Source organism: Celeribacter naphthalenivorans (assembly GCF_020524585.1).
In the GTDB taxonomy this organism is placed as follows: Bacteria; Pseudomonadota; Alphaproteobacteria; order Rhodobacterales; family Rhodobacteraceae; genus Celeribacter; species Celeribacter naphthalenivorans.
The window spans coordinates 152,845-172,875 of the sequence record NZ_JAIVLK010000004.1 but is presented as its reverse complement, the minus strand read 5'-3'; the positions used below and the strand labels follow the sequence as shown (position 1 = coordinate 172,875).

15 protein-coding genes and 1 tRNA gene are annotated in these 20,031 nt (G+C 59.1%); 9 read left to right on the top strand and 7 right to left on the bottom strand.

The window, feature by feature from the left end; genetic code table 11:
* The first annotated feature begins 165 nt into the window (after positions 1-165).
* The 8 genes from LC094_RS10240 (at position 166) to LC094_RS10205 (ending at position 7,076) form a co-directional block, all read left to right on the top strand.
* On the top strand, positions 166-1,083 hold the full coding sequence (locus LC094_RS10240; RefSeq protein WP_226552566.1) for an XdhC family protein: 918 nt from the start codon (positions 166-168) through the stop codon (positions 1,081-1,083).
* Positions 1,073-1,687 carry a nucleotidyltransferase family protein gene (locus LC094_RS10235; protein WP_226552564.1) on the top strand — a complete coding sequence of 205 codons (615 nt, stop codon included), beginning with the start codon at positions 1,073-1,075 and terminating at the stop codon, positions 1,685-1,687. The genes LC094_RS10240 and LC094_RS10235 overlap by 11 nt, the downstream gene beginning before the upstream one ends.
* Positions 1,688-2,040: 353 nt before the next feature.
* Positions 2,041-3,228, top strand: a complete 1,188-nt coding sequence (locus LC094_RS10230) for a site-specific integrase (protein WP_226552562.1) — start codon at positions 2,041-2,043, stop codon at positions 3,226-3,228.
* Positions 3,229-3,420: 192 nt separating this feature from the next.
* Positions 3,421-4,242 carry a hypothetical protein gene (locus tag LC094_RS10225; protein WP_226552560.1) on the top strand — a complete coding sequence of 274 codons (822 nt, stop codon included), beginning with the start codon at positions 3,421-3,423 and terminating at the stop codon, positions 4,240-4,242.
* Positions 4,243-4,408: 166 nt separating this feature from the next.
* Positions 4,409-4,642 (top strand): helix-turn-helix transcriptional regulator, encoded by a 234-nt coding sequence (locus LC094_RS10220; protein ID WP_226552558.1) that lies wholly within the window; start codon positions 4,409-4,411, stop codon positions 4,640-4,642.
* A 140-nt stretch (positions 4,643-4,782) separates the two neighbouring features.
* Entirely contained in the window at positions 4,783-5,004 is a 222-nt protein-coding gene (locus LC094_RS10215) for a hypothetical protein (RefSeq protein WP_226552556.1), read from the top strand.
* A 189-nt stretch (positions 5,005-5,193) separates the two neighbouring features.
* Positions 5,194-6,345 (top strand): hypothetical protein, encoded by a 1,152-nt coding sequence (locus LC094_RS10210; RefSeq protein ID WP_226552554.1) that lies wholly within the window; start codon positions 5,194-5,196, stop codon positions 6,343-6,345.
* A 206-nt stretch (positions 6,346-6,551) separates the two neighbouring features.
* Positions 6,552-7,076 (top strand): uracil-DNA glycosylase family protein, encoded by a 525-nt coding sequence (locus LC094_RS10205; RefSeq protein WP_226552552.1) that lies wholly within the window; start codon positions 6,552-6,554, stop codon positions 7,074-7,076.
* A 116-nt stretch (positions 7,077-7,192) separates the two neighbouring features.
* Here LC094_RS10205 and LC094_RS10200 read toward each other — a convergent pair whose 3' ends face one another.
* From LC094_RS10200 to LC094_RS10170, 7 genes are all read right to left on the bottom strand, one after another.
* Positions 7,193-9,370, bottom strand: coding sequence for a hypothetical protein (locus LC094_RS10200; protein WP_226552550.1), 2,178 nt, complete (start codon positions 9,368-9,370; stop codon positions 7,193-7,195).
* Between the two features lie 364 nt (positions 9,371-9,734).
* Positions 9,735-9,811 (bottom strand) — tRNA-Arg (locus LC094_RS10195).
* Between the two features lie 578 nt (positions 9,812-10,389).
* Positions 10,390-14,634, bottom strand: a complete 4,245-nt coding sequence (locus LC094_RS10190) for a hypothetical protein (RefSeq protein ID WP_226552548.1) — start codon at positions 14,632-14,634, stop codon at positions 10,390-10,392.
* A 39-nt stretch (positions 14,635-14,673) separates the two neighbouring features.
* Entirely contained in the window at positions 14,674-15,222 is a 549-nt protein-coding gene (locus LC094_RS10185) for a type III secretion system chaperone (protein ID WP_226552538.1), read from the bottom strand.
* Positions 15,223-15,339: 117 nt separating this feature from the next.
* Complete coding sequence (locus LC094_RS10180; RefSeq protein ID WP_226552536.1) at positions 15,340-15,972, bottom strand: alpha/beta family hydrolase; 633 nt, start codon at positions 15,970-15,972, stop codon at positions 15,340-15,342.
* Between the two features lie 16 nt (positions 15,973-15,988).
* Positions 15,989-16,924, bottom strand: a complete 936-nt coding sequence (locus LC094_RS10175; protein WP_226552534.1) for an MYG1 family protein — start codon at positions 16,922-16,924, stop codon at positions 15,989-15,991.
* Between the two features lie 173 nt (positions 16,925-17,097).
* Positions 17,098-17,409: an ETC complex I subunit gene (locus LC094_RS10170; protein ID WP_226552532.1), complete on the bottom strand. Its 312-nt coding sequence runs from the start codon at positions 17,407-17,409 to the stop codon at positions 17,098-17,100.
* 431 nt (positions 17,410-17,840) lie between these two features.
* On the opposite strand from LC094_RS10170, the gene uvrB reads away from it, so the two are divergent.
* Positions 17,841-20,021 (top strand): excinuclease ABC subunit UvrB, encoded by a 2,181-nt coding sequence (uvrB, locus tag LC094_RS10165; protein ID WP_319003290.1) that lies wholly within the window; start codon positions 17,841-17,843, stop codon positions 20,019-20,021.
* Positions 20,022-20,031: the final 10 nt, after the last annotated feature.

The window sequence follows — 20,031 nt, the reverse complement described above, 5'->3', positions numbered from 1 at the left end:
ACGGGCCTCCCTTAGCGCTGCAAATCCCCCTACTCTTGCCTTGAGCATTGAACATCGAGAGAGGCATAGTGGCAGGGACGCGACCTGACAGGAACCGATTGAAACTTAAACGGGACAGGACCTGAGCGCACGGTCTGGAGACGCCGGATTAGGAAGGCAAACCACATGAAACCGTTTCACGGCGAAACGCCCGTGGCGCCATTTCCGGCCCGGCAATCAGATGATCCGGAAGCCATCCTGAACTTTGCCCGAGAGGCGCTCTCTGATGGGCTGAACTGCGGCCTCGTGACGCTGACCGAGATCGTAGATGGCTCCTCCCGGCGTCTCGGCGCGCAAATCGCCCTTCGTTCCGACGGCGGGTACTGTGGCTATGTGTCCGGCGGCTGTATCGAAGCCGCCGCCGCGCGCGAAGCCCTTGACGCGCTGACGGAGGGCACAGATCGTTTTGTCCGTTTTGGCAAAGGCTCACCGTTTTTCGACATCGTGTTGCCCTGTGGCGGCGGGCTTGGGCTGACAATCCATGTGCTGCGTGACGACGTGGCGCTGCGAGACGCTTGCGCGGCCCTTGCTCAGCGCCGACCGACGTCGCTTTGCTATGATCGGGACACGCAAACGCTCACAACCTCGGCTGCCACAGAGAGCGGTTGGCATGGGTCTTGCTTTGTGACGCGGTATCGCCCTGCCCTGCGGATTTTGCTCTTTGGGACGGGGTATGAGGCCACAACTTTTGCGACACTTGCCGAAAGCGCGGGCCTTGAGGTGATTCAAAATGACATGGCAGCGCTAAGCTCCGCGGATGCGGACACCGCCATCGCCCTGTTGCGTCACGATGTCGAAGGCGATGTCGCGGTGCTGCAGCGCGCGATCCTCAGCGAGGCGGGTTACATTGGCTGTCTCGGTGGACGCAGCACACATGCGAAACGCGTGGCCCTTCTCAAGGAAGGGGGCGCAACCGAGGCACAGCTTGCGCGGGTTCATGCCCCGATCGGGCTCTTTGCGCAGGCGCGCAACGCCCATGCGATTGCTGTCTCTGCCCTCGCAGAAATCATCGCGCATCGAGAAGCCACGCTCGATGCCTGTTGACCCCCAAAAGATCGCGGCGCGCACCGCGTTAATCCTCCTTGGCGCCGGGGCCTCACGCAGATTTGGGGCGCAGGACAAGTTGGGGCAACCGCTTTGGGGGCGCCCTCTCGCCCATCACGCGTTGCGGGCTCACTCAGGGCTCAACTGGGCCGAAAAAATCCTTGTCTGCTCGACACCGGCAGAGTGGCACGGCGCATTTTCCGAGGCCGGGTTCAACATCTTAACCAATCCGACGGCTGACGGCGGCATGCTGTCTTCGCTCCAACTCGGCGCCAAGGGAACGGGAGAGGTCAGCCATTTTTGTATCTGCTTGGCCGATATGCCGTTGATCCGTCCCGAACATCTCTTGGCGCTTCTCACCGCATCGGGCCAGCATCCCGACCGCATCATCGCAACCGAGTCCACCGACTACATCGGCGTTCCGACGATCCTGCCCCGACAGGCAATCGACCTTCTTCCGCAACGTGGCGAGGGGGGCGCGCGGCGCCTCATGTCTGGCGCACTGGGAGTGCCGACGCCTTTGGAGGATCTTTCTGACATCGACACGATGCGCGATCTTGAGCGGCTCGAAACGCATCAGAATGCTCAGGATTCGTCGCTGTAAAGGAAACCCGGTTCAGGCAAAGATTGGCAGGGCTACCACGCGCCAGAAAATGACAGGACGACCATCCTTCGTATGTCACCACGGTCTGACGCCCCTTCAAAGAAGTCCTGAGACAGTTGATTTTAGTGGCGATCCCTTGAGGACTCGAACCCCAAACCTGCTGATTAGAAGCTCGGCTCAGGCGGTTTCTCCCGATTTCGCCCATTTGCGCCACACTGACAAAAATATATTTAAAACAAAAACTTAGATTGACCGCCTTTGCGCTCATGCCGCAGAGATAACGCCATGTTTCGGCGCATTTTGCTTCCTTATAGCTTCCCGATTTCGCGCCGATGGTTTGAGGAGACAGTAAAATGAAACTGACAAAGCGCGCGATTGAAGGGTTGGAGACGAAACCGCAAAGCTATTTCGAATGGGATAGTGAGGTGCGTGGTTTCGGGGTTCGTGTCTATCCAACCGGCAAGAAAACCTATGTCATTCAGTACCGCGTCGGAAAGCGTTCGCGGCGGATGACACTCGGCCAGCATGGCCCGCTGACCACAGACGAGGCGCGCAAACTCGCCATGCGCCACCTCGGGCATATTGCGCAAGGTGCCGATCCTGCCGAGGACAAACGGCGTGTGCGTCATGCCCCGACCATGGCGGCGCTCTGTGACCGTTTCCTAGAGGAATACGCCGAGCAGCATTGCAAACCCTCGACCGTGCGCAGCTATCGCACGATCATTCGCAATCATGTTCAGCCGCGCCTTGGTTCCTATCTGATCGAAGACGTGAAGCGCGCCGATGTAGCCGCTCTGCACTTCGATATGAGGAACACGCCCTATCACGCGAACCGGACGCTGATGGTTCTGTCAAAGATGTTCAACACGGCAGAAGATTGGGGCCTGCGCGACGAAGGCACCAACCCGACACGCCGGATCAAGAAATATCGCGAGGAGGAAAAGAAGCGCTATCTTTCCGAGGAGGAGCAATATCGTTTGGGCGTCGCCTTCGAAGAGGTCTTGGAGGAGGGCAGCGAGACCATTCATGTGGTCTCAGCCTTCATGCTCCTGATGCTGACCGGCTGTCGTCGCAACGAGATTGCGGAACTCAAATGGGACTACGTGAATTACACCCATCTGGACCTGCCCGACAGTAAGACGGGGCGACGACGCATCCCCCTGCCGCGAGAAGCCTACGACATTCTCATGCAACTGCCGCGCCGTGACGGAAACCCCTATGTGATCTTGGGCTTGACCGAGAACGGGCATATCACCGATTTGGAGCGTCCATGGCGGCGCATTCGGGAACGGGCCGGTTTGAATGACGTGCGTATCCACGATCTGCGTCACACCTATGCGTCCGTCGCGATGAAAGACGGGATCGACCCGTTCACTTTGAAAGAGATTCTGGGCCACAAGAACCTGACCACAACTTTGCGCTATGCCCACCTTGCCGATGACGCAGTTCAAAAAGCCGCCGGGTCTGTGGCAGCACGTCTCGCCCGCGCAGTACGTAATAGGGACAGGCATGACGGCGCTGCGTTGCGTGTCGTTCGGTAGGTTGCGTAGCGGCTTCCCAATGCAGCCAATTACCTAGGTAATTAAGAAACCCGTTTCTACGTAACGTATCGCTACGATATGGCGGATAGGTTCGTAACGTATCGGTTCAATATGCCCATTCCCTTAATTAAAGAGCCATCTCAACCATGAGAGGCATAGGCAAGCCATTCTTTCCTAATTAAAGAAACGACCATGCTACGTTTTGATCTCTCTGCTTATTACAGCCTCCTTGAAGTGTTCGACCGAACGGGACGCCTCATGTTCCCCCAAGATTGGACAGGGGAAGAGGCATGGTCCCGTGACACCGAGAACCCAGACGAGATCAAAGAGCAGCGCAAAGAGCTGTTTGCGAAAATCACCTCTTTGCAGAACGCCATGGCCCCACTGCACGCACTAATGGCAATGGATTTATCTGACAGCGAATTTCAGGAAACGAGCGACAACCTCGGGGCACTGAATACGCGCATGAAAGAGGCCAAGATCGAACTCGCGCAGCTGCCGCAAGTTTCCGATACTTGGGTCGCGGACCACGCCAGCTTTTCGCGGCGCATCGCTGTTGAGAAGGAACTGACAGGAGCTTTTAAGAACGGCGAACTCAGAATCATCGTGGGGACGCATTTGGTTGTTCCGTGGAACAACTGGTGTCAGTGCTCCGACTTCCGCGTGTCTTATGCACTTTCAATGGTTCGCATTCCGAAAGATGAAAGCGCCTTGCGCCGTGGTCCCGCGTTTGTGCAAAAGAGCGTCTATGACGTCTGGACACAAAACCTGCCCGAAACAGAACCTCTTCACGACACGACGAATGCAAGAGAAGTCTTGACTGCATGGCTGAAATTGGAATGTGAGAAGCACCCAAAGAAACCCATGAAACGAGATGAATACCTCTTAGTGGCCCAAAAGCACTTTAAGCCCCTCACAATCAGCAGAGCGCTGTTTCGTCTCGTTTGGAGTGATGTTGTCCCGGACGACTGGAAGTCCGCAGGCGCGCCTCGAAAGAATAATAGCGCCACCTAAAATCTCGACTCCACCCAATTAATTTAAAAATCACCCAACATATTGTAAAACATACAATTTAATCGCGCCAAAAAACGGCGCAATTAAAAATAATTGTAACGTCTATTTCCGCATTTCGCATCCATCTACGCTTGTCTCATCAAGTCCAACACACCGAGGCAACGAAATGCAACAAGCTACAAACACACCTGATCCTGACTACTACGACCGCCTGATCGACGAGAAAGAAGCGGCCAGCTACCTGTGCTATTCCGTGCGCGCCTTGCAGAACTGGCGCGTGCGCGGTGGCGGGCCGCTGTTCATCAAAGTCTCGGGCCGCTCCGTGCGCTACACGCGCCGCGATCTGCAAGACTGGATCGGCGCAAAGCGCGTGGCGAACACCACGGTCGCACCTTCCTAATTCACTAGAGTTTTACCCGTTCGGAGTTGGCAGCAACGAACGGGATTTTGGGGCCGGATGGCTCTAGGGGCGCGGGGCGCGACATCGTCACCTCGCGCCCTTTCTATGTCCGCTGCCACGGCAACAGAGAGGAAATCACCATGAGCCAACAACCCGCTTACAAATTTAAAATCGGCCTGATCACGGCCACCATCTGGAACAATGACGGCTTCTATTCCGTCGATCTGACACGCGCCTACAAGACACAGGAGGGCGACTGGCGCAACACAAGCGCCTTCGGTCACAATGACCTCCTGAACGTCTCCAAATGCGCGGAACGGGCCGAAAGCTGGATCGCAAAGCAGCTTGCAGCCAACAGCTAATTGGAGCGCCGGGCGTCACGCCCGGCCCCAAAACAATCGCTGCCCCGCCGGAGGCACAATTGAAGGGCGCGCCAGCGCCCGCACTTCACAAACACCTTTAGAAATTACGCGCGGCATCCGCCGAATGAGGGGGGTGATTGTAGCACCCCCCTCTGGAAATACCGCCCGCCAAAGAGAGAAACCAAATCTATGAAAATCGTTCACCGTGGCTTTGACCGTCTAGAATTGTCGATTGAGGCCAATATTCCGCCCGAGCTGTTCGAACACCTCGATCCGATCCGCGAAGAGGCCGAGGAGGCCCGCGAGAAACGCCCTGTGAGCTATGGCGGGGCAGATTTTGACCTCCTGCCCCACGGCGTACAGGGCTATCGCTTTGTGTTGCAAGGCGGGCCTCTCAACGTCACATGGTTCTTTAAGAAACCCAACGCCCGTGACCCGTGGGGCATCCGCATTGTCGTCGGCTCGCTCATGCTGGCAACGCAAGGGCTAGGCTATGTGCGCGCCTATATCGCCAAGACGCTGGAACGGCTGGGCGTGCGCTATGGCCCGCGACAGGTCAGTATAGGGCGCACCGACTTCTGCGTCGATATTCTGGCTCCTGAGTTTGAGCTGACGCCTGAGAATTTTGTGATCCACAGCCACTCCAACCGCGCGGATCACCTGACCCCGGAAGACCACACGCTGAGCAATGGAAAATCCGGGCGCTTCACCTCTGTGACCGTCGGCAAAATGCCGGGGCGACAAGTGACGATCTATGACAAGCGGCTGGAAGTCACCGACAAGCGCAAGCCGATCTGGTGGGAGTTGTGGAACGAGACCCGTAAAGCCGAGGGCTTGCCCCCTCTGGACCCGAAAGACCGCTCAGAGAGCCAAATCTGGCGCATTGAAGTTCGGGCAGGCAAGCGGATTATGAAAGACCGCTGGGGCATCACCACTTGGGAGGATTTCGACGCCAAATTCGGCGATGTGATCGCTGAAGCCTTTGAGAAAATCCGCTACTGCGAACCAGACCCGATGGACACCAACCGCGCCCGCTGGCCGAACCACGCGATTTGGGAGGTCGCCAAGGTAGACGCCGACGAAGACCTGACCGAGCTGCGCAGCCATGTAGACGCCAGCGCCGTGAAGGAGGTCCACAAGGCCGATCAGATCAAAATGATCCTCGCCCTCACCTTGGGCAATTGCACCACTCTGGCGGCCCTTGAGGGCGTCGAGAGCGACGATCTACAGGTCTACATGCAAGGCATGGGCGAGCGGTTGCGGATGGAGATACAGGCGGACCCGGAGCGTGCTGCCAACAAGCTCAGCAAGGCCAAGGAGCGGTATAGGTTTGTGGGGTGAACACAAAAACCAAATCACACTTTTGGCGGGCGACATTGCCCGCCTCGGGCAAGAACTCCCCAGACTGGTGCAATCGGCCCAGAACTTCCAGTAAAGCCTTGCGAAACTGCGCTGTTGCAGCATCCTAAAAGCAGACCTTGCATCCTCGCATCGAGATGCTGTCGTTTGCGGCAACGTATGTTGCAGATCAACTGTCAGGAGCGTTTATGCCTACACCAGATTTCAAGGTTGGAGACGGTAATCCGAGAGTGCTCCTTGTTGGCGCGTGCCCTGGGGTAGACGAAGAGATTAATGGCAGGCCCTTTGCTGGCCAAGCTGGAAGGAACCTCGTTATCATGCTGCAAAGATTACACGTACTTCACCCGGATATTTTCCCCTCGGATAAGTTAGATGACTACAGCCTAATCAATGCTCATTCGCTCCCGCGATATCGAGGGCGTAAAGACTATGATGGGAGAACACAGCCAACAAAAGACGAGGTTTTGGCTGACGAAAACAGAATTAGATTTGCCAATCAGGTCGAACACATAAATCCTCGAACTATTGTTTACTTGGGCAAGGCAGCTGAATTTGCCCATGAAATAGTGAAAGCCACGGTCGAGGAGTTTTCTGCCTACAGAACCGGACATCCGTCGGCCCCAGCGTGGAATACACAGCCCGATTATGTCGGCATGCAAGCAGCGGATAAACTCAGACAATGGGCGGAAGATAGGTTTGAGAATGTAATCTGACCGAGAAACCTTTGGTCGAGCACAGTTCACCGCCTCGGCCCTAACCTGCCGTTCGCACTGAATGAGATCGCTACAGTGCAGTTTCCCCGACGCGGATGTCCCGCGCCGAGAGCGATCTATGCACTCGCATAGGCACTCACCTCCGCGAAGAGGGTCTTCAAATGGTGCCCTGACATGTCGAGAATCGGCTCAAACATAAAAGAGTTTAGGTGGATGTTTTCGGGGGTCATCAGCGCGACACGCTTAGCTGACCGCAAAACTGCGGTATCACAATTTCCTGATCTTTCGTACTTCCGGATCAGTTTGCCCGTCTGGTTTTTGCCGATTTGTTGTACGTAGTCGGGATCATTAATCTTGTAGATCAAGACTTCCTCCGCCACCAATCTGATCCCAACCGACAGAGCAATCTTCTGTTCAAGCGAAAGATCATCGTCTTCAATCTTACAGATGTCATCGCAAGCCGACATCACGAGATCAAATACTCGGCCCGTCAATGTACTGAAATCGGAAAAACTCCCGGCAGCAAGCACAGACTGGTACATCTCGTAGAGCTCACCGACGGTAAGCGTCTTGGTTTGATCCTTAATGTGCAGCAATGCCGTCAGCTGAGTAAAGATAGCGTCGTTCCCGACGTACTCGGCAAGATTTCTTACGAACGGGATCGAAGCGACCAACACCACGGGATCGGTGAGGTTCCCCTTCCAGTCCGTAAAGGGATTGTCACTCAGTTTGTCTGGAATGAGCTGCAATGCACCATTCAGGCGATTGCTAAGCAACTTGTTGTCGCCGAACACCCCAAGACGGCCGCGCACTGTGCGGTAGAAATCGTAGTTGTGGGTCAGGATAACAAGATGGAAGCCATCATCCGACCTCATGTCATGCAGATATTCGACGATGGCGTACTTGTTCTTGTAGTCAAACGAGTCCGCAATATCGTCCACCACCACAAGCGTCTCTATACCGGCTTTTCGTCGCGCTTCGACCTCAAAGATGATATTCAAGATATATAGGGCGCGCTTTTCGCCGTTGCTAAGCCCTTTATCCAAAATCGCCCTGTCTGTTCTTCTTGCCGCGCCACCTTCCCGGTCTTCAATGTAAAAGGCAATTTGTGGCGCAGACACATTGAGAACGGCATCACCCTTGTTCTCAACTTGAACCTTGAACGGGACCGAGAACCGGTCGTTAAACAGCGCAATGACGGCTTCCCATTGCGTCTGTTCTTTCTCAGCCTCTCCGATGATAGCCTTAATTTTCTCCTTACTGGCGTCGTACTCCTCTATCAGCTCGAAATACTCGCGGCTGTTCTGGACGAGATAGGAAATCCAGACCTTCTGCTTGAAGGTGTCTATGTCCGAAAGTTCCGCGACGACGAACGGATGTTCGATCAGATAATCCCGAAAGCTCCTGAGCTCCGCAGTTGTCAGCGACCCGTCCACCTTCTGGAACATTTCAGCGAGCTTCGGGTCGGTCAGGATTTTCTCCTTCTCTGTCTCGATAGCTGCGATCAGGTCGGCTTCTGTTGTTATCTCGCTGCGCTCTCCGCCGTGGTTTAGGTTGACCGAGTGCCCACCTTCAAACCAACCGTTTGATTTAAGATTCTTGGCGATGGTTTCGGCGTTGCTGTGGTTAAAGACGCCTTTCTTGAAATAGAGCGACTGGTCCAAAATCTGCTCGTAGATTTTGGTGTAGTCATCGATCAGCGCCTTGACGTCCGAGTTTTGAAGGAACTCGACAACCTTGTCACTGAAAAGAACCTTGTATTTCAGTGTCGCAAATCCAACGTGAGCTCCTTCTTTGACTTCGCGTTCCAGACGCGCCAGTGCAACAAGAACATCCTCTCTCTTGAGCTTAAACGCTCCTGCAATCGCAGCGTCTATATCCTTTGAAAGACCCGAAGGTTTCTTCAAGGACTTGAGAAGACTTTCCTTCTTATCCGCAATAGAGCCGAATATCTCGTCATATCGGGCTTTGAGCTCTTCGCTTGCAAGCAAGGTCGAGATACGTGTGGACTGATACTTTTCGTCTATCGAATCTATAACGAATACGGCTTCGCGATCCAACGCTGCGCCGGTTTCGTCTGCAATGGTAAACGTGCTCGTTCGCTCGGGGAAAAAGATATCCTCGGGCTCTTTTTTGTTCACATATTGACGGAGCGTTTTCGCCAATGACGTTTTCATTACGCCGTTCGGTGCATACACAAGTATTGGCATGTTATTGTTGGAAAAGTCGAAGGTATGGGTGAGGGCATCAATACCGTAGCAATTTTTCAGCTCTACCGTGACGGACTTGGTCATTTTCCTACCTTAGTGATTCCAGAGGCTATGTTTGAATTAGCTACGAATTTTCCACGAATGCAAAGCGGTTCCCGTGGTTTGGGAAAGAATTAACAGCGACCTGCAAAGATCCAACATTTAGAATTCTCGGCTAATCCTGTCGGCTGACATGACGAATGTCAGCTTTCGGTCCAATCGACTGAAAAATCGCGAACGCAGCGAAAGTCCGCTTCCCGCCCAAAGCACCGCGAAGCGGCTCGGCAGTTGCTTCTAGGCAACGCCTTCAAAACCTCTCCCGCGTGCTTCCTTATTGCTTCCCGATTTAAAAAGAGAACAAATGAGAACATTTGAAAACCATGTAATAAATTGATTTTATTTGAAAAATTGGCGATCCCTTGAGGACTCGAACCCCAAACCTGCTGATTAGAAGTCAGCTGCTCTATCCAGTTGAGCTAAGGGACCGCGCTTTGACCACATCAGACCTGGGTCACGGTCGAAAAAGCGCCGGGGAACCGGTGCTTAGACATCACGAAACGGCACCCGTGAAAATCAGCGCGAAGTTATCTCGAGAGAGTTCTTAAAGGCAAGCGCAAACAATAGGTTATTTTTACCTCCTTTTGACCCGGAGCAAAGATCTCGTGAAAGTCGGGGCAAGTTCCCGCGAAACACATGAGAAGGCAACAAAAAAGCCCGCCGGGGCGGACCTGGTACGTCAGTTTTTAGGTGGCCTATGCGACGTCTTTCATCTCAACAAAAGAACGGATCTCAACATATATAGCGCCGAAGCCGGAAGTGTCTCCGCATCGAACCGCATGAAACCTGATCTGGCGCACAGGGCATTGAACAGCGCCATCGCGCAGCGACTCCCGCCCAAAGGCGGCATGCATCCTACAGATCGTGGCAAACCCGCAGAGATGCGGAAGGGGCCGTCTTCCAAGACATCAACGGCGTCTAACACCACTGTCGTGCAAATTGACGACCTCGCCCTTTGTATGCCTTCCGGCACTTATAGCCTCACATTCCCGCAGGGCCCTTCCCCCTCAGAGCCCGACCGACATCACCACCCGTTCGACACCGGCTTTCGAGACCATGTTGAGCTCGATCAGCGGCGCCCGCCCGCGATTGGTCGACGCCTTGGCAGAGGTCTTGTCGATCAGCGAGATTTTGGCCGGCGCGTAGTTCTCGCGGTCATCCAGGATCGCCTGTGCCTCGGTGGTCAGCATCCGCGCGCCACGCTTGTCGCCGGTGCTGCGCGCCAGCTCCGCCTCGAGAAAGAGCTCGTTGGCCAGCGCCAGCTTGTCGGACTTGATATTATAGGCCACTTCCACCCGCGAACTCGACAGGCCCAGCCCGCCGATCTCATCGATCATACCACGCACCTGTGCCAGCTGTTCCGGCGTGTCGCGCAGCCGCTCGAGCGTGCCGTCGGAAAAGCTGGCGATGATGTGGTGCATGGTGGGGGTGTTGGCGCCATCGGTGATTTCCTTAAGCTCCACCTTGGTCAGCACCTCGCGCTTGTCCTCGCCGATCACATCGAATTCGAGCTTCTTCTTCTGCACCGAGGTCACGCTCATGTCGGCGCTTATGCCCGCGATATCGGTGGCCATGGTGGCATCGCCCCCCGTCCAGCTGCCCTCCACCGTGTCACCGCTTCCCTTGTCGAACCGCTCGTCCATATCCCGCTGAAGGCCGGTGTCGTTGATCAACGCGCTGGTGCCCATGCCGAGCGCGGTGAAGGTCTGGGCATAGAGCGAAGCCTTGGCGCTGATCCCGATCTCCGTCTGCACCTCGGTCTTCACCACCGACTTGTCGAGCCCGTGGAAGACCTCTTTCTTGCCGCCCATGCCGACGCGCGCAGTGATCCCGGCGCTGATGCCGAATCCGTGCTTGTTCTTGGCGCCGGACTTGTAATCGGGGTCGTCCTCGCCATCGTCAAACATATCGCCGTCATTGCCGCCGGGCTGCCAGCCCATCGCCGCCTTGGCGCTGATCGCCGATTTCAGTCCCACGCTGCCCTTCTGCCGGTGGAAGCTGCTGACATCGCTCGCCGTCTCGAAAATCTCGGCGCTCGGGCGTTGGCGCTCGGTGAGACGCAGGAGCGTGTCAAGCGCGGCCTGTCGGCCCGCCTCGCCCTTCGGAAAGCTCAGCTGGAAGCCGCGCGCCAGCTCGCCACCCGCATCGGCCGAAAGCTGGGCCGCGAGCTTCACCTCGGCCTTGCCCCCGCCCAGCTCGGCCTCGGCCAGTTTCACCGCCGCCTGCAAATCGGCGCCCAGCTTGGCGGTACCGCCCGCCATGCCCAGCAGCTTGATCTCGCCCGAGCTGCCAGTCTCGATCACCATCGACTTGAAGAGCGAGCCCGCGAGCCGCCCGCGCAGGGTGATCGTGGCGGTGGGCTCGAGCGGGATGCGACCGGTGTTGAGCTTGATCTCTGTGCCACTCATCAGGTCGAATTTGCTGCCATTGGGCATCGCCTCAACCAGCGCCGCCAGTTCCTGCCGCATCTGCGAACCGATCCGGCGCTTGTTCGCCAGAAACATCAGCCCATCCATCGCGAGCCGCCCGAAACGGCTGCCCTTGGCCGGGGCGCGCTCCACAAGCCCGGTGTCGAGCAGCTGGTCGAACGTGCCACGATCAGCCTGCCGCTGCCAGTCGGCCAGCCTGCGCCCGGTGAGCGGCGCCTCGATGGCACGGTCGATCTCGGTGGCAAAGGCCTCCGTATCTAGCCCCCAGTCCTGCAACTGCGCGACGATTTCCTCGCGCCTGTCAGCCATGGCGTATTCCGGGTTGAAGCCGAACTCCACATCGGTCGGGGCGGCGTCGAAGGGCACCTGCGAAAGCACGGCGGAATGGATGATCCGGTCGACCGCAGCCAGCAGGTTCGGCGCCATGTCGCGCCGCTCGGCAAGAAGCTCAGCGCGGGCCAGACCCAGCTCGGTCTGCATCGCGCGCAGCCCGGCCATCCGCTCCGGGCCGGTCTCCCGCAGGAAGACGATGGCGCGGGCATGGTCCTTTAGCCCCCTGACCGCATCAAGCCCCGGCACCCGCCCGCCGCCAAGGGCCATCCTGCCGCTCCAGCTGCGCTTGAGCAGGGTCGCGTCGAACCCTTTGAGTTGGCGCAGAGCCGCGTCACGCTCGCGCTCGATCATCGCCTTCACCGCCCCTTCCGGGTGGTTGGCGGCGGTGGCGTCGAGGTCGATCACCTTCAGGATAAGCTGCGCGCTTTTCAGCCCCTCGGGATGCCGGCTGTCGATCCGGCCATGGGTCGCGGCGTAGTCGGACAGAACCTCTTGGTGCAGCAATATCTCGTCCTCGAGCGCGGTCAGCTCCTGCGCCACCTGCAGGCTCACCTCGGCGTTCACCGCAAGATCCGCCTGCAGGGCGTCGAGCCGCTGCCCGGTCTCGCTCGGCACGCCCGTCTCGGTGGCAAAGAGCGCCTCGTGCACCGCTCCGCCGATCCCCGCGAAGACCTGCGCCAGAGCGGTACCGCCATCGGCCGAAAGGTCATCGCCCAGCGCCGCGCCGAAGCTCTCCATCGCGTCGGTGGCGATCTCCTTCTGCAGGAGCGTGCCCAGTGTCCGGGTCTGGCTGCGCAGATCGGCGCGCAGATTGTCCTGAATGTCGCGGTTCTCGATCACCGCCTTGAGGCCGCGCATCCGGTCCATGGTCTCATTGACCTGCCCGACCCCGGTGAACCCGGCCTTGCCGAGCCGCTCCATGTTCTGCTGGAAGGTCGCCCCCACCTCGTCCAACGCATAGCCCATCGAGGTGATGTCCTTCTCCGACAGGCCGGTGATCTGCAGGATCGCGGCGGCGTCGAACCGCTCTTCGGGGGCGATGCCGAATTGGTTGTAGCCCAGCGTCGCCTCTTCTGCGGTGGCCAGCCGCTCCATGGTGAGCGCCAGCTTGGCGACCTGGAAGGCGGCCTGCCTGTTGGTTCCGGCCAGCCCCTGCAGCATCTCGTCGACCACCGTATCGGGGGCCTGCCCCGGCACGCCATCCTCGTCGGCCATATGCGCGCCGCGCGCTTTGAGCAGCACCGAGGCCTCGGCCAGCCGCGCCAGATCGGGGCCGAGCGCGCGGGCCGTGCGGGTGGCCTGCGCCTCGTAGGCATCGCGCAGCGCCGCCCCCTCGCGGCCCCGCGTCACGGCGGCATCGAGCCCGTCGCGCAATCGCTCTGGCAGCCGCGCGCGGATCGCCTCATGGCCCAGCCCGCGCAGCCCCTCAGCCCCCAGCGCCGCCACGTCCTGCGCCAGCCCCGGCTCGGCCTGCGGATCGAGCGTGGCCAAAAAGTGCCGCGCCGCCCCATCGGCATAGTGCTCGGCCCGGAGTGCCGAAAGCACCTTCGCCGCGCCCTCGCTTTCGGTGTTCAAAAGCGGTGTCTGCCCCACCGTGACGAGACCATGGGCCAGGCCGCGGGTGAGCTGTTCGAGCATCTGCATTTTCTCGACCGGGCCATGCGCCGTGCCGCGCATGAGCGGGGTGTCGGCCATCGCCTTGAGAAACGCGCCGGTGACCTCCGCCGCAATCTCCGGCCGGTCGGCAAACCCCGCGCGCATGTCAACCAAGATGCGGGACAGCCCCGCATGGGCGTCGCGCAGCTGGTCGGAGGGATGCGCCTCGGCATGGATCGCCACCAGAAAGGCCTGCACCTCGTCACCCAGCTCGCACCCATCGGCGCGGACCTGCGCAAGGTCCGGCAGAGCTACGTCGAGCGCCAGCCCCACGAGCTGCATCCGAAGGGCATCCACTTCGGGCCGGGCGAGATTGAAACGCGCGGCCTGCTCGACCTCGGCCAGTGCGGCGCCGATCTCGGCCATCAAAGCCTTGCGCTCGGTCAGCTGTTCGGCCCGGGCGCCGGTTTCGGTGGTCGCGGCGCCGATGAAGGCCTCCGCACGCGTGACGAGCCCGGCCAGTTCGCCCGGCATCTCCGCCAGCCGCGCCTGTGCAGCCGGGTTCATCGGCGGCGGGCCGGGCGGCGGCGCGGGCTGAGCTGGCAGGTTTTGCGGCGCATTGGGCTGAGGTGGCACAGCTTGGTTGGGGGCTTGGTTAGGGGCGTGATTGGGAGCCGGGTTGGGCGCAGGTTGAGGCGCGCGGTTGCGGGCAGCGGCCAACAGGGTCGCGGTCTTCACCCGGGGCGGCTCGGGCAGTTTCTGCGGCGGCGGGCTGGTCTTCCGCTTGGCGCTCGAAACCAGCGTGGTGGCCTTGGTGCGCCCTGCCCTGTCGGCTTGGAACCTGGCAAGATTGAGCCCCGGAAGCCCGAGGCTCCCCTTCACGTTGGTGCCCATGGCGAGCCCTCCTCATTGATGCGTCTGGCGCGGTGTGGATCAGCCCCGGATCAGGAGCGCGCCCATCTCGCCTGCCAACGGAGCCGAGGTCGGGACAACGTCCTCCCGCAAGGCCCGGCGCGCGGCTTCGACCCCGGCCACGAAAGCGCCGAGAAACCGGTCGAGTTCCTCCGGACGCACCACCCGTTCGCCGGTCTCGTAACAGAGCTGAAGCGCGGCGCGGGCCGGGTCATAGGCGATGAAAGCACCGGTGGGGCTGAGTGCGAAGAAGTTCATCTTGAGCGCCCGCAAGATCACACGGCTCTCGGCCTCATGCGCCCGGCAGATTTCGGCCCAGGCCAGCACCGTGCGCGCCTGCGCATCGGCCTGTAGCGTCACGTCGACAGGCTCGCCCCCATCTGCCTCGAAACCGATCGTCACAAGCCCATCGGTATCGAGCGCGAAGGAGGCCACATTCTCGGCGAAAACCACCTCGAGCGCGGTGTTGACCTGGCCTCGAAACTGCGTGTCGTGCTTCATGGACATCCCCGGCAAGCTGTAATGACGATCTTTCGATGGCAACATGCGAAGGCCGCGTAACACTTTCATGTCAGCCCGCATACCTTGGGCGCGCTGCGGCGTGGGCTGTATCATAGATCACAGGAGAGACCTGAGCCCGGGCGCGCCCCGCTCAGATGAACGAGAGCCGCATATGGACGACGTCCATCAGCAGCAGGACTTTGTCCAAACCTTGGTTTGCTCAGCGATCTCAAGGAGGTGGTCCGCAAGCATCTTGCCAGTCACCCGTTTACGGGGCTTCAGGTCGTGATCGCCGTCTTCCAGCCAGTGCAGCGTCACCGCATTGGACAGATCGTAATCCTGCACCTCCTCGCGCGCGCCGAAAGGATCGCGGGTGCCTTGGCAAATGAGGGTTGGACAGGTGATCTCGGCAAGGGTCTCACCACGCCGATGGCCGGGCTTCTTTGGTGGATGGAACGGGAAGCCGAGGCACAGCATGCCTTTGATCCGCCCCGCGTCATACAGGTCCTGTGCGATCAGGCTGGCCACACGGCCGCCCATGCTTTTCCCGCCGATGATCAGCGGTCCCTCGCAGCCAAGCGCATCAATGGCGGCAAGGAACTCTGGCGCGTAGGTGTCGGCCTTGGCTGGTGGCCGCTTAGAGCCACCAGAGCGACGGGCGGACATGTAGCTGAACTCGAAGCGGGCGACGCGGAAGCCTTGGGCTTCCAGCCCTTCGGCAACCGTATTCATCCAAAGGGTGTCCATCGCTGCGCCAGCACCATGGGCCAGCAGGATCGTGGTGCGCCCCGTTTCGTCCCCGTTCAGCAGGAAGTCCATCGTGCCTCCGGCAAGATCAGTCTGTGATGCCTGTGCGCTCAGCCTCTTCGACGGCCAGTGCGGCCATCTTCAAGGCGGCGTCACGGCTACTGGCAACGGCGATGAACCGTCCGTTGTGACAGAACTTTGCGCCCTTGACGCCGCTGGCGTCTTCCAAGGCCGCGTCGGTCAGACCTGCCCAAGCGGCAGGCAGATCGGCGCGTTGTTCGAAACTGTCACCGCTGATGCGAATACCGCCGATGGACCAGTCATCGTCGCGGGGGTTCACCACAAACAGCAGGTGGTCCGCACCAGCCGCCTCAATGGCCGAACGGAAGGGCATGCCCATAGGCAATTCCAGAATGCGGGAGGGGCCAGCGTCCGAGATCGCCTTGGTGACAATGGCCTCGGCACGACGCTTGGCGGCTTTCTTGGTGATCGACGCCTCGACAAACGCCCGCGCGATCGGCAATGCCTCCGCAAAGGCTTGATCGTCCGCGTCAGAGCTGCGGTTGTCGAAGACGGGCTTTAGGCTTTCCAACAGGACGGAGAGGGTCAAAGGCGTCAGCGGACCTGCGACCGAAGGGTTCATCGCGCCGTTGTCCATCAGATCGATGGGCAGGACAAAGCTCTGCTCAAAGCTGCCGTGGATGTCATCCAGATCGGCCTCGGGGACCTCCAGAGCGCGTAGGTACTCATGACCGTAATGTTTCCAGATCAGACCGAAGGAACTGTAAGGCTGCTCGTCCTCACGCACAGGATTGGGGCGCTGGTGGTGATCAAAGATGCCCGCCTCAGCGTCATAATCGCGGCCCACATCATAGATGATCTTGCCCTCACCGGGGGTGATCCATGCGGCGTCACGGGTGCGCACCACCTCAGCCTGCGGGAACAGGCGGGTCAGAAGGACCGAGGAGAGAAGTTCATCCGCGTGAAAACCGCCATTGTGGGTGACGAGATGGGTAATGGTCATGATGGGCACTCTGGCAGGTCTGGACATACAATGGGCGACCGGTTGGGTCGCCCTGAGGAAGTCGTTTTGGGGGATTTCGTCGGCGATGCGACGCGCGCCAACATGTTGTGCGCCGCGCTCACCGATAGCTCAATCTGGAACTCCGCGGGATCATTGCCCCGATTTACACCGGATCAGTGGGTCCAGGGCATCCGTCTGTTGGTTGCGAAGTTTTCGCCATAACCGCCTTGGCGGATGTTGTGGGCGCGGGTCTTCGGCTCTTGCACGACATAGTCGATGCCATGCTCTTCGGCGTAGGCGATGGCGTGTTCTTTGCTGTCGAAGGTCATCTTGACCTGAGTCTGAGTGTCCTTGGACGAGGTCCAGCCCATCAGCGGGTCAATGTCACGGCTGGTGGCCGGCGCGAAATCGAGCAGCCAGTGTTTGGTCTTGCCTTGCCCGGATTGCATCGCGTTGCGGGCGGGCTGATAGATACGAGCGCTCATCAGGGGACTCCTTTGTTCCTTGCCAGCGTTATCCCCGTTTCTGTCGGGTGTTTCAAGCCTTTCAAAACCGCGCAGGTCCCGCTTTGGGCAATAAAAAACCCGCCTGTCAGGGCGGGAGAGGAAGAAGTGACTGCCCGACCGGGGTGTGGGAGCGAGGGGTGGGGTGGGGTGTTACACGCCCGGCCGGGACAGTCTGTTCTGCTGCTTGCACAATCAGCTTAGTCGCGAAGGCTTTCGTTAAGCAAGGAAAAATATCGCTTAGGTTGCAAAATAAATAATAAAATTCTCCCTATGGTAGTAACTCTTTGTTTACCTTTCACGTCACACCAGCCTTGAAGCCCAAGAGTCTGGACCCGAGACTTGAAACGTGAACAAAAAGAGATCATTTGTTAACGACCTGCCCTCTTCCCCGCCGCCTCCAAGGAGTCACCATGGACCCGCTGATGATGACCGATCCGCCGAAGGATCTGAAAAATCGCCCCAAGCTTGAAGGCGGCAAGCGTTTTGTCATGCACAGCCAGTTCGAACCCTCTGGCGACCAGCCGACCGCCATCGCGGAGCTCTCCGCCGCCATCGAGGCGGGCGAGCACAATCAGGTGCTCTTGGGCGCCACCGGGACGGGCAAGACCTTTACCATGGCGAAGGTGATCGAGCAGACCCAACGCCCGGCGATCATCCTTGCCCCGAACAAGACGCTGGCGGCGCAGCTTTACGGCGAGTTCAAAGGCTTCTTCCCGGAAAATGCCGTCGAATATTTCGTGTCCTACTACGACTATTATCAGCCGGAGGCCTATGTCGCGCGGTCGGACACGTTCATCGAGAAAGAGAGCCAGATCAACGAACAGATCGACCGAATGCGCCACGCCGCCACCCGGTCCCTGCTCGAGCGCGACGACGTGATCATCGTGGCCTCTGTGTCCTGCATCTACGGCCTCGGCTCGCCCGAGTTGTATATGGCGATGACCATCGATTTGATGATGGGGCAGGAGTATGACCAACGCCAGTTGATGAGCGATCTGGTCGAGCTGCAATACCGGCGCAATGACACCGCCTTTGATCGCGGCTCGTTCCGGGTGCGGGGTGACAGTCTCGAGATTTGGCCCGCCCACATGGAGGACCGCGCGTGGAAGCTGTCGTTCTTTGGCGAGGAGCTAGAGAGCATCACCGAATTCGATCCGCTGACGGGCAAGAAAACCGACACGTTGGAACAGGTGCGGGTCTATGCGAATTCGCATTATGTGACGCCGAAACCGACGATCAAACAGGCAATCAACGGCATCAAAGCCGAGCTAAAACAACAGCTTATTCGCTTCACGGACGAAGGCAAATTGCTTGAAGCGCAGCGGCTCGAGCAGCGCACGAATTTCGATCTTGAGATGTTGGAAGCCTCTGGCTTTTGCAACGGGATCGAGAACTATTCGCGCTATCTGACGGGCCGCGCGCCGGGCGAGCCGCCGCCCACCCTGTTCGAATTCATCCCCGACAATGCGATTGTCTTTGCGGATGAGTCCCACGTCTCCGTGCCACAGATCGGCGGCATGTACCGAGGCGACTTTCGGCGCAAATCGGTGCTGGCGGAGCATGGCTTTCGCCTGCCGTCCTGCATGGACAACCGGCCTTTGAAATTCGAGGAATGGGACGCAATGCGGCCGCAATCGGTGTTTGTGTCCGCGACGCCGAAGGACTGGGAGCTGGAGCAATCCGGCGGTGTTTTCGTCGAACAGATCATCCGCCCGACCGGGCTTTTGGACCCGGTGGTGGAAATCCGTCCGGTGGACACGCAGGTCGACGATCTTTTGGACGAAGCCAAGCGGATGACCGAGCTGGGGCGGCGGATTTTGGTCACCACGCTCACCAAACGCATGGCAGAAGACCTCACCGAATACCTTCACGAACAGGGCGTGCGGGTGCGCTATATGCACTCCGATATTGATACGATTGAACGGATCGAGATTCTGCGCGACCTGCGGCTTGGGGCCTTTGATGTGCTGGTCGGGATCAACCTGTTGCGCGAAGGTTTGGACATCCCGGAATGTGGTCTTGTGGCCATTCTGGACGCCGATAAGGAGGGCTTCCTGCGGTCCGAGACCTCGCTCATCCAGACCATCGGCCGCGCCGCGCGGAACGCCGAGGGCCGTGTCATTTTGTACGCCGACAAGATCACCGGCTCGATGCAGCGCGCCATGGACGAGACCGACCGCCGCCGCGCGCGTCAGATCGCCTATAACGAAGAACACGGCATCACGCCCGCGACCGTCAAGAAGAACGTCGATGACATTCTGGCGGGGCTCTATCAGGGCGACGTGGACATGAACCGCGTGACCGCGACCATCGACAAACCGATGGCGGGGCAGAACCTGCAAGCTGTGCTGGACGGCCTCAAAACCGACATGCGCGTGGCCGCCGAGAACCTCGAATTCGAAGAAGCCGCCCGGCTCCGCGACGAGATCAAGCGGCTCGAAACCGTCGATCTGGTGCTGCACGACGATCCGTTGGCGCGTCAGTCGGCGGTGGACGATGCGGTGGCGGATGCGAAGGCGAAGAGCGGACGGTCTACGGCGGGGAGACCGGGGCAAAGAGGTGGGAAGGCTGGTCGGGGGAAGAGGAAGTGAGCAAGGACCG